Origin of the sequence: Lentzea pudingi, assembly GCF_014646255.1 — a bacterium.
GTDB lineage: Bacteria > Actinomycetota > Actinomycetes > Mycobacteriales > Pseudonocardiaceae > Lentzea > Lentzea pudingi.
The window spans coordinates 1-25,970 of record NZ_BMNC01000027.1 but is presented as its reverse complement, the minus strand read 5'-3'; the positions used below and the strand labels follow the sequence as shown (position 1 = coordinate 25,970).

Genomic DNA, 25,970 nt, shown 5'->3' with positions numbered 1-25,970 from the left:
TCTTACGATGACATGCGTGTCAGCGAGTGAAACGCCAGCGGTCATCCTCCCGACGGTCGCCCGCGAGGTCGAGGAGTTCGTAGCGGCAGGCGGCTGGGAGCAGCCACCGCAACTCTTCGCCCTAGTGGCCACCTCAGACCTGCTCGACCAGCAGCCGGAGCTGCGGGACCAGCTCGACCCGGAGTCGAGCCCGCTGACCCCGATCGCCCAGGACGCCCTGGACGGCGATCTGGGCGACGCGCTCGCGGGCATCGAGTGGCCCCCGGCCGTGACCGGCTGCGCCCTGGCCCAGGAGATCGTCGTCCTGCCCCCGGAGGCGGAGACGGAGCTGAGCCACGGCGAACTGGACGACGAGGCGGCGCGGAAGTTCGCCGCCGAGCACCCGTCACGCCGCGAGGCGCGCATGGTGGCCGCGGTCCTGCGTGACGGCTCGGTCTTCTGCGTGCTGCGCCTGCGCGGGACGGCCGAGGTGCCAGAGGAGGTCGTCGAGCACCCCGAGCTGGCGCCCAACCTCACCGACGCCCTGCTCGCCACGCTGCGGCCCTAGTCGTCACGTCTCCCAGGCTGGCACAACCCCGGCGCCTGATCGCGCCGGGGTTGTGATCTCGTTGCCCGGTGTTCGCGGCAAGCGGACAGCTCGCGGGTCAGCAGCTCGGCGTGTCCTTGCCGGCGTTGAACGCCTCCAGCGACGACACGGCGTCCGTCAGGTTCTCGACCTTGATCAGCTTGAGATCGTCCGGCGCCTGCTGCTTCGCGTCGGCGCAGTTGGCGGCGGGCACGAGGAACGCCTGCGCCCCCGCTTCCTTCGCGGCGACCATCTTGAAGGCGATGCCGCCGATGGGCTTCACGGTGCCGTCCCCCGTGATCTCGCCGGTGCCCGCGATGGCCTTGCCGCCGTTGAGCTCGCCGGGCGTCAGCTTGTCGACGATCGCCAGCGCGAAGATCAGGCCGGCCGACGGACCGCCGACGTCGGACAGGCTGATCTTGATCTTGAACGGCACGTCGGCGCGGTCCACCGGCGAGATGCCGATGAAGCCCGCGGGCCGGCCGTCGTCGCGGGTGCCCAGGGTGAGCTGCGTCGACTGGGAGGTGCCGTCCTTCTCGAACGCCACCTCGATGCGGTCACCCGGCTTGGTGTTCTCCAGCGAGGAGCTCACGTCGGCGGCGCTCTGCACCTGCTTGCCGTTGACGGAGATGATGCGGGCGCCGAGCGGGATGACGTTCTCCGCGGGGCTGCCCTTGGTGACCTGGTTCGCGATCACCATGCCCGGATACTTGAGGTAGTGCAGCGCGGCGACCTCGGCGGAGGTCTGCGACTCGCTGAACGCGAGCTCGTTGTTCTTCTGCACCTCCTCCTCCGACTCGCCGGGCTTGAAGAACTCCTCGCGCGGCGCCAGGGCGTAGCGGCCCGACAGCCACAGGCCCAGCGCGCCGAACAGCGAGACGTCGTCGGTGAGCGAGACCGTCGTCATGCGCAGGGTCCCCTTGGTGGGGAACGTGTCCTGGCCGTCGACCGAGACCACGTCGGTGTCCTTGACCTGGCCGAGCACGTCGTAGGTCGGGCCGGGGCCCAGCGCGACGTACGGGACTCTGGCGAAACCGCCGAGCAGTCCGAGTGCCGCCACCACCAGGAAGCTCACGATCAGCGTCCAGGTGCGGCGCGTCAGTCCGCGTTCCCTCGGCGGGGGCGCGGGCGGGGGTGCGGTCGTGACGGTTTCACTCACGGCTGAACAGCGTACGACCATGTCCGTCCGCGTACGGTAGAGGCATGAGTGACGTGCCGTTCGGGTTCAGCCCGCACGACCCCGACGACAAGAGCGGGAAGCCGGGAGACAACCCGTTCGACTTCAGCCAGCTGGGCAACATGCTCAGCCAGCTGGGCTCCATGCTGAGCAACGCGGGGTCGTCGAGCGGGCCGGTCAACTACGACCTCGCGAAGCAGATCGCGTTCCAGCAGCTGTCCTCGACGACGACCACGATCGGGTTCGCCGGCGACCAGTCGAGCGCGGTCACCGACGCCGTGCACCTGGCGGAGATGTGGCTGGACCCGGTCACATCGCTGCCCGCCGGCACCCGCACCACGCAGGCGTGGACCGCGCGCGACTGGATCGAGCGCACCATCCCGACCTGGCAGCGCCTGTGCGACCCGGTCGCGCAGCGCATGTCCGGCGCCTGGGTCGAGGCGATGCCCGCCGAGGCCAAGCAGGCGGCCGGCCCGTTGCTGGCGATGCTCGGCCAGATGGGCGGCATGGCGTTCGGCTCGCAGCTCGGCAACGCGCTGGCGCAGCTCGGCGCCGAGGTGCTCACCTCGACCGACGTCGGCCTGCCGCTCGGCCCCGAGGGCACCTCCGCCCTGCTGCCGGCGAACATCGAGAAGTTCACCGAGGGCCTGGAGCGCCCCGCGTCCGAGGTCATGGTGTTCCTCGCCGCCCGCGAAGCCGCCCACCAGCGCCTCTTCACGCACGTGCCGTGGCTGCGGCAGCGCCTGCTCGACACCGTCGAGGAGTTCGCCAAGGGCATCAAGGTCGACACCTCCGCCCTGGAGCAGCTCGCGGGCCAGATCGACCCGTCGAACCCCGCCTCCATCGAGGAGGCCATGGGCTCGGGCCTGCTCGAACCGCAGACCACCCCGGAGCAGAAGGCGGCGCTCGAGCGCCTGGAGACGCTCCTCGCGCTCGTCGAGGGCTGGGTGGACGTCGTGGTCGACGCCGCCGTCTCCGAACGCCTGCCGGGCGCTCCCGCCCTGCGCGAGACGCTGCGCCGCCGCCGTGCCTCCGGTGGCCCGGCCGAGCAGACGTTCGCGACGCTCGTCGGCCTCGAACTGCGCCCGCGCAAGCTGCGGGCCGCCTCAGCCCTGTGGAAGCTGATCGGCGACCAGCACGGCGTCGAGGTGCGCGACGGCGTGTGGGAGCACGCCGAGCTCGTCCCGACGGCCGCGGACCTGGACGACCCGCTGGAGTTCGCCGAGCGCCTCACGAACACCCGCAACGCCCTCGAGGACCCGATCGCCGAGCTGGAGCGCACCATGCGCGAGGACGGCGAGAAGGGCGACAAGCCCGAAGAGGCCTGATCAGACTCTCGAAACGGCGCGCCCGGTGAGGACCTCCTCGCCGGGCGCGCCGCGTTCTCGACGTGCGTAAACCGCCCGGCTCCGAGTGCACGCGGCCACGTCCGAACCCGGCGGGCGCACCCCGCCGACAGCCTGCCCTGAACACGCGAACGCCCGGCGAACACACCGTCGCCGGGCGCGCTTCGCGTGGTCAGACGTTCAGTCCTCCGTGATCCCCCAGCCTGCGGCGGCCGAGAGACCCTCCAGGTAACCCATGGCCCGCTCGGTCTTCTGGTAGCGGTGCACCCACTCCCAGAAGTCCTTGCCGTGCCCTGGCACCAACAGGTGTGCGAGCTCGTGCACCAGCACGTAGTCGAGCACCCACGGCGGCACGTCGCGCAGCCGCTCGGACACGCGGATCGTGCCCTCCGTCGGCGTGCAGGACGCCCAGCGCGTGCGCATGGGCGGCACCCAGCGCACGCTCACCGGCTCCGCCAGCGAGTCCAGGTAGCGCGCCGACAGCTCGGCGCACCGCGCCATCAACGCCTCGTCCGATGTGCGCGCAGGGGACTTCCTGCGCGTCTCACTGCGCTGGAGGCGGCTCAACATCTCCGCGACCCAGTGCTTCTCTTCCCCCTTGGTCATCCGTGCCGGTAGGAGGACGACGACGGTGTCACCCTCCCGGTACGCGCTGACCATGCGGCGGCGCCGGGGGCTCCGCCGCACTTCCACCCGCGGTTCGGCCATGGATTCACCGTAAACGTCGCCACCGACAATTTTCGGCCCCCAACCGGCGGCAGGCGCGCACCCGGCGGGTGAAGTTCCACCGAACGGCGGCTGGACACGCGCGGAATCGACATGCGCGGTTTCGCGCGCTCGCAGAGGTACCGTCGCGCCAAGGTCCCCGAGTGTGTCCGCACTCACAACTGCAAGGGAGGGGCTGTGGCCGAGTCCTACAACGGCTATTGCGTCAAGTGCCGCGAGAAGCGGGACTTCGACGGCAACGTCGAGGAGACCAATGGTCGGCGCATGGCGAAGGGCACCTGCCCTGTCTGTGGCACGAAGATGACGCGGATCCTCGGCAAGGCCAAGGTCTGACGTTTGCGCTGGCAGGGGGCGCCGCCCCCTGCCAGTCTCTACCGTCGTGGAGACAAGACCTCGCGTGCGTGCCGGACTGGCAGTGGTGCGCAGAGCCCCCGGCGTCGTCCAGGTGGGCACCGACCCGAAGCACGCCGTCGTGATCGACTCGCTGCCCGAGGCGCTGGTCGACGAACTGATCACCCTCGACGGCCGGCACACTGTCGCTGAGCTGGGTGAAAGGCTGAAGAGCCGGGGCGGGAACCCCACCCAGCTGGGTGAAGTCCTCTCCTCACTCGAAGACGCCGGTCTCCTCGACGACGGACCTCCCGAGAGGGGTGGGACAGCCGCCGTCCACGGGTCCGGACACCTTGCGCTTTCAATTACTTCGCTTCTAGCGGAATCCAGTGTCCAGCTCGCGCACAACGCGGATCTGACCGTGCTGGCGGCGACGCTGGTGCCCGATCCGAACCTCGTGAGCACGCTGATGGCGTTCCGCACGCCGCATCTGGCCGTGCGCGTCCGCGAGGGCGTGGGCATCGTGGGGCCGCTGGTCCTGCCAGGCCGTTCCTCGTGCTTGAACTGCGCGGACCTGCACCGCACCGACCAGGATCCGGCGTGGCCCGTCATCGCGGCCCAGCTCGTCAGCAAGCCCGCCTCGTCGGACGTGCTGCTCGCCTCGGGCACGGCGGCGTTGGCGGTGGCGCAGATCCTGGAGTCGTTGATCTACGTCCGCGGTCGCGACCTGACCCCTCCGCCCGTGGTGAACGCCACTCTCGAGCTGGACCTCGCCTCCGGTGTTTCTGAGAGGCGAAGCTGGTATCCGCACCCTGACTGTCAGTGCTCCGCACATAACATGGCCGAGTGACCGAGATTCCGCGCAAGGCCGTGCAGCGCACCGCCAAGCTGGCGAGCCTCCCGCTCGGGGTGGCCGGCCGGGTTGTCGGCGGCTGGGGGAAGCGACTGACCGGACGCGCGGCCGACGAGGTCAACGCCGAGGTGACGGCCAAGACGGCGGAACAGGTCTTCGCGGTGCTCGGCCAGCTCAAGGGCGGCGCGATGAAGTTCGGCCAGGCCCTGAGCGTGTTCGAGGCGGCGGTCCCGGACGAGCTGGCGGCGCCGTACCGCGAGGCGCTGACGAAGCTGCAGACCGCGGCCCCGCCGATGCCCGCCCGCACCACGCACCGCGTGCTCGCCGAACAGCTCGGAGCGTCCTGGACGAAGCGCTTCCAGGAGTTCGACGACGACCCGGCCGCGTCCGCGTCGATCGGCCAGGTGCACCGCGCGGTGTGGCACGACGGCCGCGAGGTGGCGGTCAAGGTCCAGTACCCCGGCGCCGACGAGGCCCTGCGCGCCGACCTGAAGCAGCTGCTGCGGTTCTCCCGGCTGCTGCAGGCGATCATGCCCGGCACCGACGTGCGCCCGCTGCTGGAGGAACTGCGCGACCGGTACCTGGAGGAGCTCGACTACCGCGACGAGGCCGCGAACCAGCGCACGTTCGCGAAGGCCTTCGAGAACGACCCGCACGTGCTCGTCCCCCGTGTCATCGCCTCGTCGCCCAAGGTCATGGTGACCGAGTGGACCTCGGGCGTGGGCCTGTCGTCGATCATCCGCGAGGGCTCCCCCGAGGACCGCGACCTGGCCGGACAGCTGCTGGCCGAGTTCCACTTCTCGGCCCCGTCCCGCTCCGGCCTGCTGCACGCCGACCCGCACCCCGGCAACTTCATGCTGGGCGACGACGGCCGCCTGCGCGTGATCGACTTCGGCGCCGTCGCCCGCCTGCCCGACGGCCTGCCGAAGACCCTGGGCCTGATGACTCGCCTGGCCCTGGACGGCCGCTCCGCCGACCTGGTCGAACTGCTGCGGACCGAGAACTTCATCCGCGAGGGCATGGAACTGCACGGCGAGGACGTCCTCGGCTACCTCGCCCCGTTCGTGGAACCGCTGCGCGCCGAGTCGTTCCACTTCACCCGCCGCTGGCTGCAGTCGCAGGCGGAACGGGTGGGCGACCTGCGCAGCCCGGATTCACAGACGGGCCGTTCCCTGAACCTGCCGCCGCAATATCTGCTGATCCACCGCGTGACAATGGGAGCGACGGGCATTCTCTGCCAGCTCGACGCCCACGTGACAGCACACGAAATCGTCGCACGCTGGCAGCCGGGATTCGCCGACTAACTCGTCCGAGTGAACCCTTGGCAAGTTATCCACAGGTTCGTCCCGAGCTCCTTTCCCGGTGTCCTCGTACCCCACGATGTACACATGACACACATCGCAACCACCGCTGAACTGCGCAAAGCCGGGCTCTCCCCACGGGAGATCCAGCACCACTGCACCCCCGCCGGGTCGTGGCAACGCCTGCTGCCCGGCGTGGTCCTGACCAAGCCGTCCCCGGCGACCCGCCTGGACAGACTTCGCGCGGTCCTTTCTTTCGCGGGCCCTTCCGCAGTCATCACAGGAGCGGACGCATTGGTCCGCCAAGGAGCCGCACTTCCCCTTCCCCGGCACATTCACGTGCTCGCGGGAAGCAATGTGCGAAGAGCAAATCCGTGGATCCTGCTGGAACGCACCACCCGCCCACCAGACGTGGTCGAACGCCACGGCCTGCGCCTGGCCCCTCCCCCGAGGGCAGCCCTGGACATGGCCAGGCGGGAACTGAACCCACGCGCCGTGGTGGAGATCCTCGACGCCGTGGTGGACGCCCGACTGTGCTCGCCCGGCGAGCTCCACGAGGAGTTACGGGTGAGCAGCCGCCGGGGAACAGCGCTGGTCAGACAGGCCTTGGCGCACCTGTACCCAACCTGACCGCCGACCTCTGCTCGCTCACGCCGTGCGCGCCCACGACCTCGCGCCGGCTCCTTTGGGAAGCGGAGACCTGCCGCCTCGCGCTGCCTCGTTCAGGCGGGAGCATCTATCGGCCTCGCGCTGCATCGCTCAGGCGGGGGCACCTACCGGCCTCGCGCCGGCTGCTCGCGGGCCGACACCTACCGGACTCGTGCGGGCTACTAACGGCCGACACTTACGGCCACGTCGCTACAACCCAGCAGGCCACAACCACACACCGGCGTGCCGCAATCCCTGCTCAGTCGGCATCCGGGGGCACAGTCAACTCATCCTGGCAACTGACATCCGCAGGCCCGCGCCCTCAACCCAGGCGGTGCCCAATTCCCCACATCACCCGATGGCCCGGCGCCATCCCAATCCCCGCCTCACCGCACAGTCCGACGTCACCTCACCCGATCGCGTGATCCGCGGTCCCAGGTGAGTCAGCGCCAGTACTCGTCCGGCAGCTTCCCCTCGATGTCCCGCACATGGGTCTTCGAGCACACCTGACACAACCACCGGAGCGCTCCACCGGTCCGCTCCGAAGACCAGGCCAGGAACTCCAGGTCGGAAACGGAGGAACGCAGCCGCCCGCACCTGTGGCACGCCGCCACCGGGGCAGCGCCGGATCCCGCCGAGGCACAACCAGACCCTGACGACGCGAGACCTGACCCGACCGACGCGGCGCCAGACCCAGGCGATGCGCCACCAGACTGCGGCGACGCGGAACCTGACCCGACCGACGTGCCACAAGACCCTGGTGACGCAGAACCAGATCCTGGCGACGCGGGACCTGGCCCGACCGAGGCAGAGCCAGACTCCAACGACGCGAACCCAAACTCCGCCGTCCCAGAACCGGACCCCGCCGCCTCGGAACCCGACCCTGGCAGCGCAGAACCAGCCCCCACCGGCGCAGAGCCAGGCGCGGGCCCAAAACCAGGCGCGGGCCCAGAACCAGGCACGGGCTGAGAGCCAGGAGTCACCGGCGCCGCCCCACGTGCACGGTGTCGGTTTCCAGCAGGAACACGTCCTCCCGCGCACCGACGTACTCCGAGTCGGAGGGGTTGAGCAGGCGGCGGAGTGCGTCACGATCGGCCGGGTGCAGGTGGGCGTCGGTGATCTCGGCCAGCCAGGTCAGGCGGTCGACGGCCCAGTCGCGCACCAGCTGCTTGGCCGGGGCCGGGTGGTCGACGACGAAGCTGAAGGCGCTGATGTCGCCGAGGCCCGCGTCGGCCAGGGCCACGTTCCAGCCGACAGGGAGGCGGACCGAGCCGGTCATCTTCTCGCGCATCGACACGAACCACGAGGCGCGGGCCGCTGCCATGCGGTCCTGCAGGCCGGGCGAGCCCACGCCCAGGTCCCACGGGAGGAAGCGGGTTTCGAGGCCGCCTTCGGCGAGGGCGAGCCAGCCGCCTGGGGCCAGGGCATCTACCAGGCGTTTCATGGCGCGCAACTGATCAGGGAGGTGGTGGACGACCCGGGAGCCCCAGATGAGCTCGACCGGGCCGGCGAACGAGAGCGGGTCTTCCGAGGTCAGGTCGGCCAGGACCGGCTTCACCGAGACGAGGCCGTCGCCTTCCGTGCGGGCTGCGGCGCAGGCCGCGTCCAGCAGTTCGGGGGTGGCGTCGACCAGGACCAGGACGCCTCCGCCGTGTTCTCGCAGGGCGGAGACGAGCGGCACGCTCATGGAGCCGGCGCCGCAACCCACGTCCATCACCACCGGCGAGTCTGGCAACGGGGCCACCAGTCTGCGTGCGACCGAGGCCAGTGCCTCCGCCTGCAGCGAGCCGTAGCGCCTCATCGCGTGGAGGCGAGCTGACCAGTCGATTCCGTCGTGAGTGTGGTGCGGCACAAAGGGGACGGTACGGAGGAACGGCCGAGGCCGCCATCCACCTTCTCGTGGATGACGGCCTCAGCTCGTGACTGTCAGAGGTCGAAGCGAGCCGCTCTGCGTCCCGCCCATCGCGACAACCTGCGCCAACGTTGCGCTGACGCGAGGCGGTTCGCCAGGCGTTGCTCTTCAGCGAACCTCTGGGCTTCTTGTATTCGTATTCGGACGAGTTCTTCGCTCAGAGACATGGGTGTCAGGCCCTCGTTCAGGTAGGTGGGGATCGTGCTGTGGTCGGTGAGCTTCATGGTGTTCACGCTGCCGACTCCGTCCTGCTGGCCGGAACGACTGCCGCGTCCTTGCGCGGACGGCCACGCGGCCGCTTCCGCGCGATGACCACACCGCGCTCGAAGATCTCTCCACCCCAGACACCCCACGGCTCGTGACGAGCGACCGCACCGGCGAGGCACTCGGCGAGGACCGGGCAGGTCCCGCAGAAGGACTTCGCCTTCTCGAGGTCGGCGGGCGCGTCGGCGAACCAGAGGTCGGGGTTGTGGGTGCGGCAGGGGATGTCGAGCCCCTCCGCGAGGTCCGGAAGTGTCTCGCCGGTGAGCGGGACAGTCGCGGTCAACATCAGGTGTTTCTCCTTGTGTGGGGTACTGCGAAAACACGAAAGCCGCGGACTCTGTACGAGTCCGCGGCTTTCGTGAGCCTGGTGGTCCTTCGACCCCTATGGGGTCGGCAGGAGCCTTCTCACTTGATGCGCGGACAGCGCATTCGTGTAGTTGTGGACGGCATCGATCACCGGCAGCGCGACGACGATCGGCTGCTCGCTGCGCAGTTCGCTGCCGCCGATGGCGGTGCCGCGCAGTCCGGTGGCCCGCTCACGGGTCAGCAAGGCCACGGGCTTCAGGGCAGACTGCTGCCACGAGGCTCGGGCGGTTGCGGACGCGCAGAGGCCCTCGGACATGGGGAGGCCGAGCGCGCGCGAAGTCATGAAGAGCTTCACGACGGCCACCTCCTCCATAGAGAGAGCTCTGCTGCAGAGAGCTAGAGCGTTCAGTAGTAGTTCTTCTTCCCCAGACGGGTCCTCCGGACCCGGCATGAGCAGGTTATGACCCCGTACCTGGGGCTCGCAACCTATTTAACGAAACTTGTCCCGATCAGGTGGCGGAGTACCCGACACCGGCTCGGACCAGGCCCAACACGTCATCGCCGAACTTATCAAGCTTCGAGGCGCCGATGCCCGAGATCGCGACGAGTCCGGCCGAATCCGTGGGTCGCTGCTCCGCGATCGCCATCAGCGTCGCGTCGGTGAAGACGACGTACGCGGGCACCTTCAGCTCCCGCGCCCGTCCCGCACGCCACCGGCGCAGCGACTCGAGCAGCTCTTCGTCCACATCGGACGGGCAGGACCTGCAACGACCGAGCTTGACGGCCTGCGCATCGACCAGCGTCGACGCGCACACCCGGCAGGTCGGCTTTTCCTTCTTCATGAGAGGAGGCCGCTGCGCGCCGGCTGATACCCGCGCGGCCGGGTGATTCTCGGGAACGAGGTTGTAGAGGAACCGCGAGCGGCGGCGGTACTTGCGTCCACCGGCGGCGCGCGCCAGTGCCCACGACAACCAGATGTGCTCACGCGCGCGCGTGACACCTACGTACAGAAGGCGGCGTTCTTCTTCGACCTTCGCCTCGTCACCGTCGGCGTACTGGATCGGCATCGTCCCCTCGACCAGACCGACGAGGAACACGGCGTCCCACTCGAGGCCCTTGGACGCGTGCAGCGACGCCAGCGTCACGCCCTCGACCGTCGGCGGGTGCTGCGCCTCGGCACGCAGGTCCAGCTCGACGCAGAACCGCGGCAGGTCGGCCTCGGGAGTGGCGGCGGCGAACTCCTCGGCGAGCTCGACCAGCGCGAGCAACGACTCCCAGCGTTCCCGCGCGCTGCCACCGGTCGGCGGCTCGTCGGTGAGCCCGACGCGGTGCAGCACCGAGCGCACGACCTCGGGCAGGCTCCCGGCCACGGCGCCCGACGAGCGCAGCGTGATCATCGCCTGGCGCACCTCGGCGCGCTCGAAGAAGCGCTCGCCGCCGCGCACCAGGTACGGGATGCCGAGCGACGCGAGCGCCTGCTCGTACACCTCGGACTGGGCGTTGACGCGGTAGAGGATCGCGATCTCGGACGCCGCGACGCCCTCGTCGAGCAGCGTCTTGACGCGGCCCGCGACGGCGTCGGCCTCGCTCGGCTCGTCGTCGAACTCGTGGAACCGCGGCTTCGGGCCGTCCGCCCGCTGCCCGATCAGCTGCAGCCGCGAGCCGGACGGACGGCCACGCGCCCACTTGATCACGTCGTTGGCCAGCTCCACGACCTGCGGGGTCGAGCGGTAGTCGCGCTCCAGCCGCACCACGACCGCCTCGGGGAACCGGCGCCCGAAGTTGAGCAGCGGCTGCGGCGAGGCGCCCGCGAACGAGTAGATGGTCTGGTTCGCGTCGCCGACCACGGTGAGGTCGTCGCGCGCGCCCAGCCACGAGTCGAGCACGCGCTGCTGCAGCGGCGTCACGTCCTGGTACTCGTCCACGACGAAGCAGCGGTAGCGGTCGCGGAACTCCTGCGCGACCTCCGCGTTGTCCTCCAGCGCGCCCGCCGTGTAGAGCAGCAGGTCGTCGAAGTCGAGCAGCTGCGCCTCGGTCTTGAGCTGCTCGTAGGTCGTGTAGAGCTTCAGGATCTGCTCGGCGGGCGCCGGGATGTCGCGCGCGGCACGAGCGGCGGCGGCCGGGTAGTCCTCCGGCGTCAGCAGCGACGCCTTCGCCCACTCGATCTCGCTGGTCAGGTCGCGCAGCGCATCCGGCTCGGTGGGCATTCCCAGCCGGGACGCGGCGCGGGCGACGACGCGGATCTTCTGGTCGACGAGGTCCCAGCGCGGACCGCCGATGACGCGCGGCCAGAAGTAACGCAGCTGGCGTGAGGCGGCGGCGTGGAACGTCACGGCCTGTGCGCCGTGCACGTCCAGAGAGCGCAAACGCGTGCGCATCTCCCCCGCGGCGCGCTTGGTGAACGTGACGGCGAGGACCTGCGACGGAGCGACGTGGCCGCGTTGGCACAGGTAGGCGATGCGGTGCGTGATGGTGCGCGTTTTGCCGGTACCCGCACCCGCGAGCACGCACACGGGGCCGCGCGGGGCCTCGACCGCGGCGCGCTGTTCCGGATCAAGACCCTCCAGCAACGCGTCCATGCCCGGCAGTCTCGCAGATGGCCGATGCAACACCGAGACCAGCGCGCCGTATCCTGGGGACATGGCAGGTAAGCAGGACAAGGCGGCGGCGAAGGAAGCGGCGAAGGTTCGCCGCGCGGCTTCACGTGAGCGGCGCAAGCAGATCTTCGAGGCGTTCAAGATGCAGCGCCGCGAGGACAAGGCGCTGATTCCGCTGATGCTGGGCGCGATCCTCGGCGTCACCGCGATCGCCGTGGTCCTGGGCATCGTCTTCGACGCGGTCTGGATGTTCGTGCCGCTGGGCGTCGCGCTCGGCGCGCTCCTGGCCGTGATCATCTTCGGCCGCCGCGTGCAGAGCAACGTCTTCCGCAAGGCGGACGGCCAGCCGGGTGCGGGCGCCTGGGCGCTCGAGAACCTGCGCGGCCGCTGGCGCGTCACCCCCGCCGTCGCGGGCACCACGCAACTCGACGCCGTGCACCGCGTGCTGGGCCGGCCGGGCGTCGTCCTGGTCGCCGAGGGCGCCCCGCAGCGCGTCAAGCCGCTCCTCGCGCAGGAGAAGAAGCGCATCGCCCGCGTGATCGGCGAGACCCCGATCTACGACTTCATCATCGGCACCGGAGAGGGCCAGGTCCCGCTGAAGAAGCTCCAGTCGAAGCTGATGAAGCTGCCGCGCAACATCACGGCCGCCCAGGTCGACACGCTGGAGACCCGTCTCGCCGCACTGGCGAGCCGTGGCGCCGCGCTGCCCAAGGGCCCGATGCCCGCGGGCGCGAAGATGCGCAACGTCCAGCGCGCCATGCGCCGCCGAGGCTGACACCACCACCTGCCCCCACCAGCACGAAGAAGAGGCCCGCCGCACGAGTTGTGCGGCGGGCCTCTTCTTTCGCGTTCCGGGTGAGCTAGCGGACCTTGATCACCACGGTGCCGGCCGCCTTGTCGTGCAGGCAGCGGCCGTCCGCGTCCCAGACCAGCGCCGGGATCAGCGGGAAGATGAGCACGGTGCGCAGCAGGGCGCGCGGCAGGTGCACGAACGTCTTGCCGTCGATCCGCGCCACCCGCAGCCCGAGCAGCGCGTGTCCGGGGGTGAACCCGAAGAACGCGACAGCGACCGTGGTGATCACGAACCAGGCCAGCAGGCTCCAGTTCTTGGGCAGGTCGGGCAGGGTGAACACCCCCGCCACGCCCGCCGCGAGGAAGAAGTCGACCAGGATGGCGAACGTGCGCCGCCCGATCGAGGCGATGGAGCCGGGCCCGTCCTTGGGGAAGCCGTGCCGCTCACCACGCCAGCGCTGTTGCGTGCCGTCGTTCGAGTCGTCACCCGGCGACAGCACCGAATTGGGTCCAGACAGCCACGAACCGGTCCACCTGCTCACCCCACCAGAGTAAAGGCGTGCTCAACGGGTGAGCACGGGCAGGTCGCCTTGCCCCCTCGACCGTCCCCGTTAACACTGGCGAAACATCAGAGTGACGGACGGGCAACACCGCCGACATACGGTCGCTCGTGATGACAAGCCGTTGTCCATAGTCAAGGAGTCGACGAGGGTGTTCAAGAATTCCGACGAGGTGCTGAAGTTCATCACCGACGAGGGCGTCAAGTTCGTCGACGTGCGGTTCAGCGACCTGCCGGGCGTGATGCAGCACTTCACGCTGCCCGCCAAGGCGTTCGACGCAGACGCGATCGAAGAGGGCCTCGCCTTCGACGGCTCCTCCGTGCGCGGCTTCCAGTCCATCCACGAGTCGGACATGCTGCTGCTGCCCGACCTGTACACGGCGCGCCTCGACCCGTTCCGGATCGAGAAGACGCTGATCGTGAACTTCTTCGTGCACGACCCGTTCACGCGTGAGGCGTACAGCCGCGACCCGCGCAACATCGCGCGCAAGGCCGAGCAGTACATCACCGACTCGGGCATCGCGGACACCGCGTACTTCGGTGCCGAGGCGGAGTTCTACATCTTCGACTCGGTCCAGTTCGACACGACCGCCAACTCCGCGTTCCACAAGATCGACGCGGTCTCCGGCTGGTGGAACACCGGCCGTGAGGAAGAGGGCGGCAACCTCGGCTACAAGGTCAAGTACAAGGGTGGCTACTTCCCCGTCACCCCGAACGACCACTACGCCGACCTGCGCGACCAGATGGTCCTCAACATGGAGGCCCAGGGCTTCACCGTCGAGCGCGCGCACCACGAGGTGGGCACCGGCGGCCAGGCCGAGATCAACTACAAGTTCAACACGCTGCTGCACGCCGCGGACGACCTGATGCTGTTCAAGTACATCATCAAGAACACCGCGTGGCAGGCCGGCAAGTCCGTCACCTTCATGCCGAAGCCGCTGTTCGGCGACAACGGCTCGGGCATGCACACGCACCAGTCGCTGTGGAAGGACGGCTCGCCGCTGTTCCACGACGAGAGCGGCTACGCGGGTCTCTCCGACACCGCCCGCCACTACATCGGCGGCATCCTGCACCACGCCCCGTCGCTGCTGGCCTTCACCAACCCGACGGTGAACAGCTACCACCGCCTGGTCCCGGGCTACGAGGCCCCGGTCTCGCTGGTCTACTCCCAGCGCAACCGCTCGGCGTGCGTCCGCATCCCGATCACGGGCAACAACCCGAAGGCCAAGCGCATCGAGTTCCGCTGCCCCGACTCCTCGGGCAACCCGTACCTCGCCTTCTCGGCGATGGTCATGGCGGGCCTCGACGGCGTGAAGAACAAGATCGAGCCGCCGGCCCCGATCGACAAGGACCTCTACGAGCTCCCGCCCGAGGAGGCCCGCGACGTCAAGCAGGTCCCGGCCACCCTCGACGCGGTGCTGGACAACCTGGAGGCCGACCACGAGTTCCTGCTCGAGGGCGGCGTGTTCACGCCGGACGTGATCGACACCTGGATCTCGTACAAGCGCTCCGAGGAGATCGACCCGCTGCGTCTGCGCCCGAACCCCTACGAGTTCGCGCTCTACTACGACGTGTGATCGGTTGAGCTGTGTCGAAGGCCCGGCGGGAACCCCCGCCGGGCCTTCGGCTTATGTCGCGAGCAGCGTCACGGTCGACGACGACCCGCTGAGCCGCACGTTGGAGACGAGGACGTCGGCCTCACCGCCCGTCGGCAGCTTGATCCGGGCCTCGCCTCCGGTGAGCGGCTCGGTGGCCGTGCCCGCACCCGAGAGCTGCCAGATGCCCGCGTCGTCCACGGTCTCGATCAGATCCACCCGGTCCATCTCGAACGCGTTGCCGTCCGCGTAGATGAGCCGGGCCGGTCCCGAGTAGCTGAACACCAGTTCTCCCCTGCCGGTTCTCCCTGATGCCCTGACACACGTGCGGGGCGGCGGCGGGGTTCACGCAATCCGAAAAGGACCTGCCCGCACGGGTCACGACGCGAGCTGGGCACGCACCTGCATCAGGGCCTCGCCGAGCAGGTTGAGCCCCAGCCACTGGGCCGGGTCCGACGCACGCGGGTCGGACGCGACGAGCCCGATGCCCCACACGCGGTCCTGCGGGCTGGCCTCGACCAGCACGCGCGAACCCGTGCCCAGCAAGTAGGAGCGCAGCGCCGGGTCCTGGCCGAACTTCGCCAGGTTGCCGTCGACGACGATCTGCAGCCGTGCGGAAACCCAGTCGGGGTCGGAGAAACCCGCCACCTCGCGGCCCAGGGCCTTGGCCTCGCCCGGGGTGCGGGCTGCCAGCACGCGGGCGGCGATGGCGTCGTCGCCGAAGAGCAAAGCCTTGCGCCACATCATGTAGTGCTCGGCGGAGGTGAACGTCTGGCCGTCCACGACGAACGTGCACGGCCACCACTGCGACAGGCAGCCCTTGCCGGTGCCGCCGTCGCGTTCGGGCTGATGGCCCCAGAAGAACAGGTACTTCACGGACGAGAGGGTAGGCGACTAGCTGCGCGATTCCTCGATGTTTTCGCCCGGCTCCGGCATTTCCGGCTCGCGCCACGCCTCGGCGCGCGTGGGGCCGTTGGCCCGCAGCTCGTTCTCGACCTCCTTCTTCAGGTGGTCGTCCATCATGAACCCGTGCTGGTCACTTCCTCGCTGAGCCATGCACCAGGCGTACCCGATGTGGTCAGAAAATCACTTCGGCAGCGGGATTCCGGTGACCGTGATCGCGGCGCCGGTCGGGGCGAACTGGCCGGAGATCGAGCCGAACGTCAGCGTGAGCGAGTTCACACCGGTGCCGAGCTTCTCATCGAGCACGACGGTGCCCGAGGTCGTGGTGCCCTGCGTGACGAGGCCGTCCCACTTGCTGCTCGATGCCGCGTAGGTGCGGTTCAGATCGTCCACGACGGCGATGCCGACGACGGGGAGGGTCATCCTGGCCTGGGAGGCGTTCGTGGCCGTCACGAAGAGCTTCACGCGGTTGTTCGCGGCTTCTACGCGAGTGACCTCTATGGTCAGCATGCCGCGCTGCTGCTTGAACGAGCCCGTCGTGACCTTGGTCTCCGCTGACGGCTCTGTCGTTTCCAGTGCGCCATCAGGGGTTTCGACGCCGTTCGACGTGGTCGTCGTGGCGGTGACGTTGGGCTGGGCGGCGGAGTTGTTGCCACTCAGTGCATATTCGATCACACCGAGTAGTGCGAGCACCCCGGCAGCCACGCCCGCGATGGCGATCACGGTCTTTCCTCGGCGCGTGACCCTGCGATGCTGCATGACTTCCTCTGCTAGACCCCCGACAACTACAGCTCCCCCGCTGAGCGCGCCCAGTCTCATCTCGATTGGGTGAAACGTCAATGCGCTAGGGTCCGCGCGTGTCTCAAGATGTCGCCGAATTCACGGCTCCGCAGCTGCTCACCACCCACATCTTCGACTCGGCGCCGGACGCGCTCGAAGCGGTTCAGGCCGCTGACGTGCTCGACCTCGGTGTCCGCGTCTACAACCGGCTCGTGCCCGACGTCGACGACGCGGAAGCGTTGGAGGAGGAGTGGGTCGTCGAGATCTACACCAGCGCACCCGCGGTGGACCCCGACTCCGACGAGGACTGAGCGGTTCAGGTTTGGGGGCACGCCGCGAGGCGTGCCCCCAAACCTGAAGAAATACATGAAGATTTCAGACGGTCAGTACGACTTTTCCTCGTACGTGGCCACCTTCGAGCAGCTTGTGCGCCTTCACGGCCTCTGCCAACGGAAACGTCTGCTGCACCTCGACGCGCAGCCGCCCGTCCGCGACCAGGTCCGCCAGCCACTGCGTCTGCCCGGCGTCGGGTCGCGCCCACGTGTTGACCACGCCGCTCTCCAGCGCCCGCGCCCCGTCCACAATGGACGTCATCCGCGCCCGGTCGCGCACCAGCCGCAACGACTGGTCGAACGCGAGCCCGCCCGCGTTGTCCACCACCACGTCGACCTGGCCGTCGCCGCCGACCAGCTCCGCGACCGCGTCGACCAGCGCGTCACCGTAGGCGACCGGTTCGGCCCCGAGCGACCGCACGAACTCGTGGTTGCGCGGCGACGCGGTGCCGATGACCCGCGAGGCACCCAGCTCCCGTGCGATCTGCACCTGGACGTGCCCTACCCCGCCGGCGGCCGCGTGCACCAGGACGACGTCGCCGGAACCGGTGCCGACGACCTTCAACGCCTGCAGCGCCGTGAGCCCCGCCAGGGGCAACGCGGCCGCGGTCACGAAGTCCACGGTGGACGGTTTGCGCGCGAGCATCCGGACCGGCACCGAGATCAGCTCGGCGTAGGAACCGAACTGGACGTGGTCCTTGCGCGCGTACGCGAGCACCTCGTCGCCCGGCTTCCACTCGTGCACACCGATGCCGACGGCCCGCACGACCCCGGACACGTCCCAGCCCGGGATCAGCGGCAGGTGGTGCGGGATCAGCCCCTGCAGATATCCGGCTCTGACCTTGTAGTCCACCGGGTTCACCCCGGCCGCGCGCACCTCCACCAGGACCTGGTCAGGCCCGACCAGCGGGTCGGGCAGCTCCTGCAACGACATGACCTCGGCGTCACCGAACCGGTCGTACGCGATGGCTTTCACGGTTTCTCACCGTAGAAGACACGCTCCGCCACCGCACGTGCACGACGAGTGGTCCTGCGGTATTCCTCCACGAACTCCCCAGGATCGCCGCCGGGCCCGTGGCCCATCACCGACGCGACCGCGACGAGATCGCGCCCGGACGTCGGCAGTTGATCAGAAGCCTTGCCCCGCACCAACATCACGGCGTTGCGCGCCTGCGTCGCGAGGTTCCACGCGGCGGTCAGCGCGGCGGCGTCCTCCGCGGCCAGCAGACCGGCGGAGACGGCGGCCTCCATCGCGGCCATTGTGGACGGTGTGCGCAGGCCGGGCACGGCGCCGGAGTGCTGCAGCTGCAACAACTGCACGGTCCACTCGACGTCCGCGAGCCCGCCGCGGCCGAGCTTGGTGTGCGTGCCCGGGTCAGCGCCGCGCGGCAGCCGTTCCGCGTCGACCCGTGCCTTGATCCGCCGGATCTCCCGCACGGACGCCGCGTCCAGGCCGTCGGCCGGGTAGCGCAGCGGCTCGATCAACGCCTCGAACTCGGCTCCCAGGGCGGCGTCACCCGCGATGAAACGGGCCCGCAGCAGCGCCTGTTTCTCCCAGATCTCGGCCCACTGCCGGTAGTACGCACGGTACGACTCGAGCGTCCGCACCAGCGGCCCCTGCTTGCCCTCCGGCCGCAGATCGGCGTCGACCTGCAGCGGCGGGTCCTGCGACGGCGCGCCGAGCAGCCGCCGGATCTTCTCGACGACGCCGCTCGCCCACTTCGCCGCCTCGGAGTCGGACACGCCCTCGAACGGCCGGCACACGAACAGCACGTCCGCGTCCGAGCCGTACCCGAGCTCGTGCCCGCCGAGCCGGCCCATGCCGATCACGGACAACGCGGCCACGGGCTCACCGGACGCGCGCACCGCCGCGTCCAGGGCGCTCTGCAGCACCGAACCCCACACCTCGGACAGCGAGACGCACACCGTTGCCAACGGCATGAACCCCAGCAGGTCCGCGGCGGCGATCCGGAGCATCTCGTGACGCCGCAACGATCGTGCGGCCGCGATCGCCCTGGCCGCGTCGCCGTACCGGGAAACGGCGCTGCGCAAGGGTTTCCCGATCGAGTGCGGATCTCCGCCAACAAGGGCGTCGGTGTCCGCCAGGAGCCGCAACACTTCCGGCGCGCGCACGAGCAGGTCCGGCACGAACCGCGAGGTGCCCAGCAGCGCCGCGAGCCGTTCGACGACCGCGCCCTCGTCGCGCAACAGCCTGAGGTACCAGGGGGTTTCCGCGAGCGCCTCGGACACCTTCCGGTACGCGAGCAGCCCGCCGTCCGGATCGGGCGTGCCGGCGAAGAGGTCGAGCAGCACCGGCAGCAGCGCGCCCTGGATGCGAGCCCGCCGCGACATCCCGTGCGTCAGCGCCTGGATGTGCCGCAACGCGCCGTCGGGCGACGTGTAGCCCAACGCGGCCAGCCGGGCCACGGCCTCCTTGGTGGTGAGCCGCAACGCCTCGGTCGGCACGCCCGCCACGGACTGCAGCAGCGGCCGGTAGAACAGCTTCTCGTGCAGCCGCCGGACCTGGTTGGCGTGCTTGCGGAACTCCGCGAGCAACACCTGCCCCTCGGACTTGCGTCCGTCCGCCGCCAGCCCCACCGACCGCGCCAGCCACCGCAACGCCGACGCGTCGTCGTCGGCCGGGAAGAGGTGCGTCCGCAGCATGCGCTGCAGCTGGAGCCGGTGCTCCAACGTGCGCAGGAACCGGTACGAACGCCCGAAGTCCGCCGCGTCGTCACGTCCGACGTACCCGCCCTGGCCCAACGCGGCCAGCGCCGCCGTCGTCGCCTGGATGCGCAGGTCCTCATCGGAACGCCCGTGCACGAGTTGCAGCAACTGCACCGCGAACTCGACGTCGCGCAGACCACCGCGGCCCAGCTTCAGCTCGCGGTCGGCCAGCCCGGAAGGCACGTGGTCCTCGACCCGGCGCCGCATCGCCTGCACGTCCTCGACGAAGTTCTCGCGCTCGGCGGCCGTCCACACGTACGGCCGCACGACGTCGAGGTACGCCTGCCCCAGCTCGGCGTCCCCGGCGACCGGCCGTGCCTTCAGCAGCGCCTGGAACTCCCAGGTCCGCGCCCACTTCTTGTAGTACGACGCGTGCCCGTCCAACGTCCGGACCAGCGCACCGGCCTTGCCCTCCGGCCGCAGCGCCGCGTCGACCTCGAAGCACGACTGGCCGGCGATCTGCATCAACGTGCTGGCGAGGCGGGTCGCCACGCCCAGGTCGCCCTCGGCGACGAACACGACGTCGACGTCGCTCACGTAGTTCAGCTCGTTCGCACCGCACTTGCCCATCGCGATCACCGCGAGCCGGCAGCGGTCCGCCCCGTTCACCTTCTCCGCGGCGAGCTTCAACGACGCCCGCAGCGCCGACACGGCCAAATCGGACAGCTGTGCCGCCACCGTGTCGTACGGGACGAACGGCAACTCGGCCTCGACGACGTGCGCGAGGTCGTTCGCCGCGACGAGCAGCAACTTCGCCCGGTACTCCGTGCGCAGCACGTCGCCGTCCGCGAGCTCCAGCGACACGTCGACGTCCTCGGTCAGCGAGCACCACCGTTCGGGGTTCGCGACGAGGAAGTCCGACAGGGCGGTGGACGAGCCGAGCACGGCGAGCAGGCGCCCGCGCACCACGACGTCCTCGTGCAGCGCGGCCGACAGGGCGTCCCAGTCGGCAACGGCTTGGAGGCGCTCCAAGCCACGCAGCGCGAGGTCGGGATCAGGGCAGCGGGAGAACGCCGAGTGCACCGGCTCGGAGCCCTCGGTGGGCCTGCGGTCAGCCCACAGGCCGAGCGCGCGCAGCACTTCCTCGCTGCGCGGCTCGGTGAGACCGAATCTTGCTGGTGACGCGTGGCGGACTGGTTCGCTCATCGTGAGCCAACCCTAATGCCCTCACACGTCTAGAAGACGATCAGTGAGAGCCCGTAGAGCACGACGGCGACGCACCCGGCGAAGCTCGCGTACGCGGGCACCTTCTTGTCACCCGACAGTGCGCGGATGCCGACGACGAACAGCGTCACGACCAGAACCGTGACCAGCAGCGTGGCGCCGAAGACCTGGAGCAGCGCCTCCCAGTCGACCTTCATGCCGCCACCTTGTGCAGTTCGGCCTGGGCCGCGACCTCGTCGACGATGTGCTCGGGCTTGACCGGCTCGCGCCGCGCCAGGACCCAGATGACGGCCGACACCACGATGCCGATGGCGGCGACGCCGATGATGCCGACGGCGCCGGTCGAGGCCCACTTGCCCGCGAGGGCGCCGACGATGCCGGCGGCGGGCAGGGTGAGCAGCCAGCCGGCGGCCATCTTGCCCATGGTTCCCCACCTGACGCCGCGACGGTCACGGCCGAGGCCGGAGCCCATGATGCCGCCGGACGCGACGTGCGTCGTGGAGAGTGCGAAGCCGAGGTGCGACGACGCGAGGATCGCCGTGGCCGTCGAGGTCTGCGCCGCGAAGCCCTGTGCGGGCTCGATGGTCGTCAGGCCGCGGCCCAGCGTGTGCGTGATGCGCCAGCCGCCGAGGTACGTGCCCGCCGCGATCGCGAGGCCGGCGCTGACGATCACCCAGGTGGGCGGGCCGGAGCCGGGGGCGAGTGAGCCGGACGTGATCAGCGCCAGCGTGATGATGCCCATCGTCTTCTGCGCGTCGTTCGTGCCGTGCGCGAGGGAGACCAGCGACGCGGACGCGACCTGGCCGACCTTGAAGCCGGTGTGCGCGACGCGCGGGTCAGCGGCCTTCTTGAGCCGGTACACGATGATCGTGGCGATGGCCGCGACCAGGCCGGCGACCAGCGGCGCGACGATCGCGGGCACCAGGACCTTGTCGACGACCTTGGCGAAGTGGATGGCGTCCACACCGGACGAGACCCAGGCCGCGCCGATCAGACCGCCGAACAACGCGTGCGAGGAGCTCGACGGCAGCCCGGCGTACCAGGTGACGAGGTTCCACATGATCGCGCCGACCAGCCCGCCGAAGATGATGGCGGGCGTGATCTGGGCGTCGTCGACGATGCCGCCCGAAATGGTCTTGGCGACCTCGACGGACAGGAACGCGCCGACGAGGTTGAGAACCGCCGACAGCGCGACCGCCGTGCGGGGCTTCAGGGCACCCGTGGCGATGGAGGTGGCCATGGCGTTGGCCGTGTCGTGGAACCCGTTGGTGAAGTCGAAGATGAGAGCAGTGATGACGACGATGATCACTACAAGAGCGGGATCCACAGTGATCCTCCGGCTGGATCGAACAAGCTGTCCAGGAGATTACGGTACCGCCAACGGAGGATGTCTTAAAACCTACGAAAGTAACGTCACACCAACGGAAGTTGTGCGCCCGAACCGAAGGCGGGCAACAGTTCTCCCCGAACGAGTTTCGCGAATCGGGCGACGAACGGCTGCCACACCTCCTCGAAGTCTCGATGCGCTTCCTCGAGGAACTCCTGGTCGAAGTGGTGACCTCGCGCACAGGACGCCGATTCAGGATCCTTAGCCGCCCAGTTCAAGACGATTTCCGGGGTCGTCTCGATGTGGAACTGCAGGCCGTAAGCGCTCTCTCCCACCCGAAACGCCTGATTCGGATATTTCGGGGAAGCCGCGAGCTGCTCCGCGCCGGGCGGCAGCAGGTGCACCTCGTCGTTGTGGAACTGCAGCACGTCGGGCGTGAACGGCAGGTCGGCGAACAACGGGTCGTTCGCGGCGGCGTCGCGCTTCGCCACCAGCAGCACCCCGACCTCCGGCCCCTGCGGCCCCTTGCGGACCTGGCCACCGGTGGCGGCCGCGAGCAGCTGCGCGCCGAGGCAGATCGCCAGGGTGGGCAGCCGCTTCGACACGGCACTCGACAGCAACCGGCGGGCGTCCGCGAGCCACGGGTGGTCGAGGTCGTCGAGCGCGCCCATCTCGCCGCCGAGGCAGATGACGCCCTGGTAGCCGTCGAGATTCTCCGGCGCGGGCTCGCTCTTGAGCCGCACGAGGTCGAGCTCGATGCCTTCGGCTTCGAGCCAACCGCCGAGCTTCGCGAGCGGATCCGACTCGGAGGGCTGCAGAACGAGCAGGCGTGGTGCGTTCACGCACTTGAGCCTAGGTGGGTTCCCGTCAGCAGTGACACGCGACCTTCGATACGCCTGACCCGATCAGGTGATCTGTCTCGACCGGGTACCCCGCGTCCCGCCAGGCCGTGATGCCACCGGACAGCCGCTTCACGCGGTAGCCGCGTTCGGCGAGCGCGAGTGCCCCTTTGGTCGCCGCGTTGCACTGGAAGCTCTCGCAGTAGCAGATGTAGACCAGGTCGGGGTCGAGGTCGAGGACGGCCGGCAGGTCGCGGTAGGGCAGGTTGATCGCACCGGGGCCTGCGCAAACGCTTCCGGGGCACGCGTCTCCACGAGCACGTAACCGCGGGTGTTCCCGTCGAGCAGGTCGCGGTGCACGTCGTCGGGGTCTGCCTCGAACGCCAGCTCGGCGGCGAAGTGGGCAGCCGCGGTGGACGGGTCGGCGGCGGGGAAGCGCAGTGCGTTCGTCATGCTCTTGATCCTGCTGGGACGGTCGCCGGTACGACATGCGGAAGTCCAGGCGTCCGGCCCGATCTCCCTATGATTTCCAGGTGGAACTCGACGCTGTGGACTGGAAGATCCTGTCGCTGCTGCAGCAGGACGGGCGGATGTCGTTCACCGCGCTGGGCCGCGAGGTGTCGCTGTCCGCGCCGGCCGTCACCGAACGGGTCCGGCGCCTGGAGTCACTGGGCGTGATCACCGGCTTCACCGCCGTGGTGTCGCCCTCGCGGCTGGGCCTGCCGATCGAGTCGATCGTGCGGGTGCGGGTGCGGTCGCTCGACACACCGCGGTTCCGCACGCAGGTGCTGGTGCTGCCGCAGGTCCTCGACGCCGACCACGTCACCGGCGACGACTGCTGGCTGTTGCGGGTCGTCTGCCGGTCGATGGTGGAGTTGGAGGAGCTCGTCGAGGTGATGCAGCGGTACGGCGACACCACGACTTCGCTCGTGTTCTCGTCGCACGTCCGGAACCGGCCGTTGTCCGCCGAGCTGTTGGGTTAGTCCCAGCGGTACTCGGACCAGTCGGAGACCGCGCGGAAGCCGATGCCCTGGTAGACGGAGTTCGCCGTCGGGTTGGCGAGATCCGCGGTCAGCACGACGTGGTCGGCGCCTTCGCCGTACGCCCACTGGCTGATCGCCGCGGTGACAACGGCCGCGTAGCCGTTCCTGCGGTGTTCGGGCGGGGTGTAGACCGGACCGACCCGCGACACCCCGCCGACCGGGGTGGTGCTCGCCGCCCACGACACCGGGACTCCGTCGACCAGCCACAACACGTGGCCCGCGGACATCCACCGGCTGTCCCGCATCCGTGTCTCCGCCTTGCCGCGTGGGAGGCCGTCGAGCTCGGCCACGAACTGGACCCACCACTCGGTGACCAGCTCGTCGTCGGCCTGGGTCGCGGGTCTCGGCTCTCCGGGAACGTCCGGCACGACGAGGTCCTCCAGCCGGTACAGGCGCAGGGAGTAGACCTCCCTGCCGCCGGTGCGCCAGGCCTTCCGGAAGGCTTCGACCCGGTCCCGGGTTCCGGAGACCTCGTCGATCTCCTGGCCGTGCAGTACCTCTGCCACCAGCGGGGCGGCGGCGGCCGGCATCGCCGCGACGTGCAGCGGCCGGCCCTGCATCCTGGTTGCCGCGCCGACGACGGTTCCGTTGTCGTGCAACGAGATCAGCGTGACAGCCGGCCGTCTTCCCTCCAACGCGGCGTCGAGTCCGGTGAGGTGCACGCTGTGGTTCACCGGGTCGGCGTTGAGGAAGTCCCCTGCCACGGCGAGGAAGTCCCCGATGTCGTTGTGGCTCAGTGCTTCCACCAGAACTCCGCCCAGTCGTCGAGTGGTTCGTAGCCGATGCGTTGGTAGATCGAGTTCGAGGTCGGGTTGGTCAGGTCCGCGAAGAGCAGGACCTCGGTGGCGCCCTGGTCCAGCGCCCACTGCGTGGCGATCGCGCTGACCGCGGCGCCGTAGCCGTGTCGGCGATGTTCTGGCGGGGTGTAGACCGGGCCGATCCTCGTCATGCCGGCCTGGGGGAGGCTCGCCACGGCCCAGGCGACCGGTGTGCCGTCGATCACCCAGAGCGCGTGGCCGTGGCCGAGGCGCACCGACGTGCGCATCGCTTTGGTCGCCGGAGCCGCCGGTGCTTCGGGGACGGCCTCGTTGAGGAACGCCTCGCGCCAGGCGCCGAGGAGCTCCACGTCGTCTTCGGTGGCCATGCGGCTCGTGCCGGCGATCGTCGGCGGTGTGAGGGTGCCCAACCGGTACTGCCTGGTGGCCAGGGATCCCCGGTAGCTCCTGCCCGTCGCCTTGGCGAAGGCCTCAGAGCGGTCCCGCGGCCCGATGACGCCGGGGGCGTCCGGATCGATCTTGGCGGCGACCTCGACCGCGAGTTCCACCGCGGTGAGCGGAAGATCTGCTGCCTGGTACGACCAGGGTGGCGTGCGGACCAGAGAGCCGACCACTTCGCCGTGGTCGTGGAACGTGATCAGGACCGGCGGTTCTTCGGTGGCCGGCGAGCGGCGGATGCGGTCCAGCGAGGTGAGGGCCATCGTGTTCCGCACCGGATCGGCTGCCAGCCGATCGTGGGTGGCAGCGTCGAACGATTCCAGCGTGACGTGCACGACCGCGTCCATGGGTCCATCAGACCAGAGCGCGCAAGTGGGATTCCGAGCACGCAAAAAACCCCCGAGGGGAGCACCGAAGTGCTCGACCCTCGAGGGTCTTCTGGAAAGAATGTTCGGCGACGACCTACTTTCCCACACCGTAACCAGTGCAGTACCATCGGCGCAGAAGGGCTTAACTACCGGGTTCGGAATGGGACCGGGTGTTTCCCCAACGCTATTATCACCGAAACTCTGTGGAGTTGTACCTGCGGCGATCGGAATGCCGCTCGGTTCTTCCAGAACCGCACAGTGGATGCGTAGCGTCTTTGTAACAAGTCCTCGGCCTATTAGTA

30 protein-coding genes and 1 rRNA gene are annotated in these 25,970 nt (G+C 69.4%); 10 read left to right on the top strand and 21 right to left on the bottom strand.

Annotated features, from left to right (window positions below):
• Positions 1 to 7: 7 nt before the first annotated feature.
• Entirely contained in the window at positions 8 to 547 is a 540-nt protein-coding gene (locus tag IEY88_RS41935; RefSeq protein ID WP_189160479.1) for a PPA1309 family protein, read from the top strand.
• A gap of 97 nt (positions 548 to 644) precedes the next feature.
• Here IEY88_RS41935 and IEY88_RS41930 read toward each other — a convergent pair whose 3' ends face one another.
• Complete coding sequence (locus IEY88_RS41930) at positions 645 to 1,724, bottom strand: YlbL family protein (protein WP_229694265.1); 1,080 nt, start codon at positions 1,722 to 1,724, stop codon at positions 645 to 647.
• Positions 1,725 to 1,768: 44 nt separating this feature from the next.
• On the opposite strand from IEY88_RS41930, the gene IEY88_RS41925 reads away from it, so the two are divergent.
• A complete protein-coding gene (locus tag IEY88_RS41925; protein WP_189160478.1) occupies positions 1,769 to 3,070 on the top strand; it encodes a zinc-dependent metalloprotease in 1,302 nt (433 codons plus the stop codon).
• 198 nt (positions 3,071 to 3,268) lie between these two features.
• Here IEY88_RS41925 and IEY88_RS41920 read toward each other — a convergent pair whose 3' ends face one another.
• Positions 3,269 to 3,796, bottom strand: a complete 528-nt coding sequence (locus IEY88_RS41920) for a M48 metallopeptidase family protein (RefSeq protein WP_189160477.1) — start codon at positions 3,794 to 3,796, stop codon at positions 3,269 to 3,271.
• Between the two features lie 195 nt (positions 3,797 to 3,991).
• Here IEY88_RS41920 and IEY88_RS41915 point away from each other — a divergent pair, with 195 nt between their 5' ends.
• From IEY88_RS41915 to IEY88_RS41900, 4 genes are all read left to right on the top strand, one after another.
• Positions 3,992 to 4,147 (top strand): DUF5679 domain-containing protein, encoded by a 156-nt coding sequence (locus IEY88_RS41915; RefSeq protein ID WP_189160476.1) that lies wholly within the window; start codon positions 3,992 to 3,994, stop codon positions 4,145 to 4,147.
• A 46-nt stretch (positions 4,148 to 4,193) separates the two neighbouring features.
• A complete protein-coding gene (locus IEY88_RS41910) occupies positions 4,194 to 4,994 on the top strand; it encodes a TOMM precursor leader peptide-binding protein (RefSeq protein WP_189160475.1) in 801 nt (266 codons plus the stop codon).
• The gene (locus IEY88_RS41905) at positions 4,991 to 6,301 is read left to right on the top strand and encodes an ABC1 kinase family protein (protein ID WP_189160474.1); all 1,311 of its coding nucleotides are present in this window, start codon (positions 4,991 to 4,993) and stop codon (positions 6,299 to 6,301) included. Before IEY88_RS41910 ends, IEY88_RS41905 begins: the two co-directional genes overlap by 4 nt.
• Positions 6,302 to 6,385: 84 nt before the next feature.
• On the top strand, positions 6,386 to 6,928 hold the full coding sequence (locus IEY88_RS41900) for a hypothetical protein (protein ID WP_189160473.1): 543 nt from the start codon (positions 6,386 to 6,388) through the stop codon (positions 6,926 to 6,928).
• A 997-nt stretch (positions 6,929 to 7,925) separates the two neighbouring features.
• Here the strand turns inward: IEY88_RS41900 and IEY88_RS41895 are convergent.
• The 4 genes from IEY88_RS41895 to IEY88_RS41880 form a co-directional block, all read right to left on the bottom strand.
• On the bottom strand, positions 7,926 to 8,747 hold the full coding sequence (locus tag IEY88_RS41895) for a class I SAM-dependent methyltransferase (RefSeq protein WP_189160472.1): 822 nt from the start codon (positions 8,745 to 8,747) through the stop codon (positions 7,926 to 7,928).
• Between the two features lie 340 nt (positions 8,748 to 9,087).
• Positions 9,088 to 9,408, bottom strand: a complete 321-nt coding sequence (locus IEY88_RS41890; protein ID WP_189160471.1) for a WhiB family transcriptional regulator — start codon at positions 9,406 to 9,408, stop codon at positions 9,088 to 9,090.
• 96 nt (positions 9,409 to 9,504) lie between these two features.
• Positions 9,505 to 9,783 carry a hypothetical protein gene (locus IEY88_RS41885; RefSeq protein ID WP_189160470.1) on the bottom strand — a complete coding sequence of 93 codons (279 nt, stop codon included), beginning with the start codon at positions 9,781 to 9,783 and terminating at the stop codon, positions 9,505 to 9,507.
• Between the two features lie 154 nt (positions 9,784 to 9,937).
• Positions 9,938 to 12,007 (bottom strand): ATP-dependent DNA helicase UvrD2, encoded by a 2,070-nt coding sequence (locus IEY88_RS41880; protein ID WP_189160469.1) that lies wholly within the window; start codon positions 12,005 to 12,007, stop codon positions 9,938 to 9,940.
• A gap of 61 nt (positions 12,008 to 12,068) precedes the next feature.
• Here IEY88_RS41880 and IEY88_RS41875 point away from each other — a divergent pair, with 61 nt between their 5' ends.
• Positions 12,069 to 12,800, top strand: a complete 732-nt coding sequence (locus tag IEY88_RS41875; protein WP_189160468.1) for a DUF4191 domain-containing protein — start codon at positions 12,069 to 12,071, stop codon at positions 12,798 to 12,800.
• An 85-nt stretch (positions 12,801 to 12,885) separates the two neighbouring features.
• Here IEY88_RS41875 and IEY88_RS41870 read toward each other — a convergent pair whose 3' ends face one another.
• Positions 12,886 to 13,359 (bottom strand): RDD family protein, encoded by a 474-nt coding sequence (locus tag IEY88_RS41870; RefSeq protein WP_189160467.1) that lies wholly within the window; start codon positions 13,357 to 13,359, stop codon positions 12,886 to 12,888.
• 169 nt (positions 13,360 to 13,528) lie between these two features.
• Between IEY88_RS41870 and glnA the strand changes: the two genes are divergently transcribed.
• Positions 13,529 to 14,953, top strand: a complete 1,425-nt coding sequence (glnA, locus tag IEY88_RS41865) for a type I glutamate--ammonia ligase (RefSeq protein ID WP_189160466.1) — start codon at positions 13,529 to 13,531, stop codon at positions 14,951 to 14,953.
• A gap of 51 nt (positions 14,954 to 15,004) precedes the next feature.
• Here glnA and IEY88_RS41860 read toward each other — a convergent pair whose 3' ends face one another.
• From IEY88_RS41860 to IEY88_RS41845, 4 genes are all read right to left on the bottom strand, one after another.
• Positions 15,005 to 15,256 (bottom strand): hypothetical protein, encoded by a 252-nt coding sequence (locus IEY88_RS41860; protein ID WP_189160465.1) that lies wholly within the window; start codon positions 15,254 to 15,256, stop codon positions 15,005 to 15,007.
• A gap of 93 nt (positions 15,257 to 15,349) precedes the next feature.
• Complete coding sequence (gene ybiA, locus IEY88_RS41855) at positions 15,350 to 15,847, bottom strand: riboflavin biosynthesis intermediates N-glycosidase (RefSeq protein WP_189160464.1); 498 nt, start codon at positions 15,845 to 15,847, stop codon at positions 15,350 to 15,352.
• Between the two features lie 18 nt (positions 15,848 to 15,865).
• Positions 15,866 to 16,027: a hypothetical protein gene (locus IEY88_RS41850; protein WP_189160463.1), complete on the bottom strand. Its 162-nt coding sequence runs from the start codon at positions 16,025 to 16,027 to the stop codon at positions 15,866 to 15,868.
• Between the two features lie 30 nt (positions 16,028 to 16,057).
• Positions 16,058 to 16,597 carry a hypothetical protein gene (locus tag IEY88_RS41845; protein ID WP_189160462.1) on the bottom strand — a complete coding sequence of 180 codons (540 nt, stop codon included), beginning with the start codon at positions 16,595 to 16,597 and terminating at the stop codon, positions 16,058 to 16,060.
• 134 nt (positions 16,598 to 16,731) lie between these two features.
• On the opposite strand from IEY88_RS41845, the gene IEY88_RS41840 reads away from it, so the two are divergent.
• Positions 16,732 to 16,965 (top strand): hypothetical protein, encoded by a 234-nt coding sequence (locus IEY88_RS41840; protein WP_189160461.1) that lies wholly within the window; start codon positions 16,732 to 16,734, stop codon positions 16,963 to 16,965.
• Between the two features lie 64 nt (positions 16,966 to 17,029).
• Here the strand turns inward: IEY88_RS41840 and IEY88_RS41835 are convergent, their stop codons facing one another.
• The 7 genes from IEY88_RS41835 to IEY88_RS41810 form a co-directional block, all read right to left on the bottom strand.
• Positions 17,030 to 17,962, bottom strand: a complete 933-nt coding sequence (locus IEY88_RS41835; protein WP_189160460.1) for an NADP-dependent oxidoreductase — start codon at positions 17,960 to 17,962, stop codon at positions 17,030 to 17,032.
• Positions 17,959 to 20,859, bottom strand: coding sequence for a bifunctional [glutamine synthetase] adenylyltransferase/[glutamine synthetase]-adenylyl-L-tyrosine phosphorylase (locus tag IEY88_RS41830; protein WP_189160459.1), 2,901 nt, complete (start codon positions 20,857 to 20,859; stop codon positions 17,959 to 17,961). The genes IEY88_RS41835 and IEY88_RS41830 overlap by 4 nt, the downstream gene beginning before the upstream one ends.
• A gap of 29 nt (positions 20,860 to 20,888) precedes the next feature.
• Positions 20,889 to 21,074, bottom strand: coding sequence for a hypothetical protein (locus tag IEY88_RS41825; RefSeq protein ID WP_189160458.1), 186 nt, complete (start codon positions 21,072 to 21,074; stop codon positions 20,889 to 20,891).
• Entirely contained in the window at positions 21,071 to 22,204 is a 1,134-nt protein-coding gene (locus IEY88_RS41820) for an inorganic phosphate transporter (protein WP_189160457.1), read from the bottom strand. The genes IEY88_RS41825 and IEY88_RS41820 overlap by 4 nt, the downstream gene beginning before the upstream one ends.
• An 86-nt stretch (positions 22,205 to 22,290) precedes the next feature.
• Positions 22,291 to 23,046: a type 1 glutamine amidotransferase gene (locus tag IEY88_RS41815; RefSeq protein ID WP_189160456.1), complete on the bottom strand. Its 756-nt coding sequence runs from the start codon at positions 23,044 to 23,046 to the stop codon at positions 22,291 to 22,293.
• 25 nt (positions 23,047 to 23,071) lie between these two features.
• Positions 23,072 to 23,263 (bottom strand): rhodanese-like domain-containing protein, encoded by a 192-nt coding sequence (locus IEY88_RS44730; protein WP_373294296.1) that lies wholly within the window; start codon positions 23,261 to 23,263, stop codon positions 23,072 to 23,074.
• Entirely contained in the window at positions 23,176 to 23,496 is a 321-nt protein-coding gene (locus IEY88_RS41810) for a rhodanese-like domain-containing protein (protein WP_229694276.1), read from the bottom strand. Before IEY88_RS41810 ends, IEY88_RS44730 begins: the two co-directional genes overlap by 88 nt.
• A gap of 80 nt (positions 23,497 to 23,576) precedes the next feature.
• On the opposite strand from IEY88_RS41810, the gene IEY88_RS41805 reads away from it, so the two are divergent.
• Positions 23,577 to 24,026 (top strand): Lrp/AsnC family transcriptional regulator, encoded by a 450-nt coding sequence (locus tag IEY88_RS41805; RefSeq protein ID WP_189160455.1) that lies wholly within the window; start codon positions 23,577 to 23,579, stop codon positions 24,024 to 24,026.
• Here the strand turns inward: IEY88_RS41805 and IEY88_RS41800 are convergent.
• The 3 genes from IEY88_RS41800 to rrf all read right to left on the bottom strand — a co-directional run bounded on the left by IEY88_RS41800 (position 24,023) and on the right by rrf (position 25,866).
• Positions 24,023 to 24,832, bottom strand: coding sequence for a GNAT family N-acetyltransferase (locus IEY88_RS41800; RefSeq protein WP_189160454.1), 810 nt, complete (start codon positions 24,830 to 24,832; stop codon positions 24,023 to 24,025). The genes IEY88_RS41805 and IEY88_RS41800 overlap by 4 nt on opposite strands.
• Positions 24,820 to 25,647, bottom strand: a complete 828-nt coding sequence (locus IEY88_RS41795; RefSeq protein WP_189160453.1) for a GNAT family N-acetyltransferase — start codon at positions 25,645 to 25,647, stop codon at positions 24,820 to 24,822. Before IEY88_RS41795 ends, IEY88_RS41800 begins: the two co-directional genes overlap by 13 nt.
• 102 nt (positions 25,648 to 25,749) lie before the next feature.
• Positions 25,750 to 25,866 (bottom strand): 5S ribosomal RNA (gene rrf / locus IEY88_RS41790).
• Between the last annotated feature and the right edge of the window lie 104 nt (positions 25,867 to 25,970).

Excerpts from the sequence above, each read along its gene's own strand:
- IEY88_RS41935 (WP_189160479.1), top strand. The coding sequence starts at position 8 with ATGACATGCGTGTCAGCGAGTGAAACGCCAGCGGTCATCCTCCCGACG.
- IEY88_RS41920 (WP_189160477.1), bottom strand. The coding sequence starts at position 3,796 with ATGGCCGAACCGCGGGTGGAAGTGCGGCGGAGCCCCCGGCGCCGCCGC.
- IEY88_RS41850 (WP_189160463.1), bottom strand. The coding sequence starts at position 16,027 with ATGGCTCAGCGAGGAAGTGACCAGCACGGGTTCATGATGGACGACCAC.
- IEY88_RS41830 (WP_189160459.1), bottom strand. The coding sequence starts at position 20,859 with ATGAGCGAACCAGTCCGCCACGCGTCACCAGCAAGATTCGGTCTCACC.
- IEY88_RS41875 (WP_189160468.1), top strand. The coding sequence starts at position 12,069 with ATGGCAGGTAAGCAGGACAAGGCGGCGGCGAAGGAAGCGGCGAAGGTT.
- IEY88_RS41890 (WP_189160471.1), bottom strand. The coding sequence starts at position 9,408 with ATGTTGACCGCGACTGTCCCGCTCACCGGCGAGACACTTCCGGACCTC.
- IEY88_RS41880 (WP_189160469.1), bottom strand. The coding sequence starts at position 12,007 with ATGGACGCGTTGCTGGAGGGTCTTGATCCGGAACAGCGCGCCGCGGTC.
- IEY88_RS41795 (WP_189160453.1), bottom strand. The coding sequence starts at position 25,647 with ATGGACGCGGTCGTGCACGTCACGCTGGAATCGTTCGACGCTGCCACC.
- IEY88_RS41895 (WP_189160472.1), bottom strand. The coding sequence starts at position 8,747 with ATGAGGCGCTACGGCTCGCTGCAGGCGGAGGCACTGGCCTCGGTCGCA.
- IEY88_RS41810 (WP_229694276.1), bottom strand. The coding sequence starts at position 23,496 with ATGACGAACGCACTGCGCTTCCCCGCCGCCGACCCGTCCACCGCGGCT.
- IEY88_RS41925 (WP_189160478.1), top strand. The coding sequence starts at position 1,769 with ATGAGTGACGTGCCGTTCGGGTTCAGCCCGCACGACCCCGACGACAAG.
- IEY88_RS41900 (WP_189160473.1), top strand. The coding sequence starts at position 6,386 with ATGACACACATCGCAACCACCGCTGAACTGCGCAAAGCCGGGCTCTCC.
- IEY88_RS41825 (WP_189160458.1), bottom strand. The coding sequence starts at position 21,074 with ATGAAGGTCGACTGGGAGGCGCTGCTCCAGGTCTTCGGCGCCACGCTG.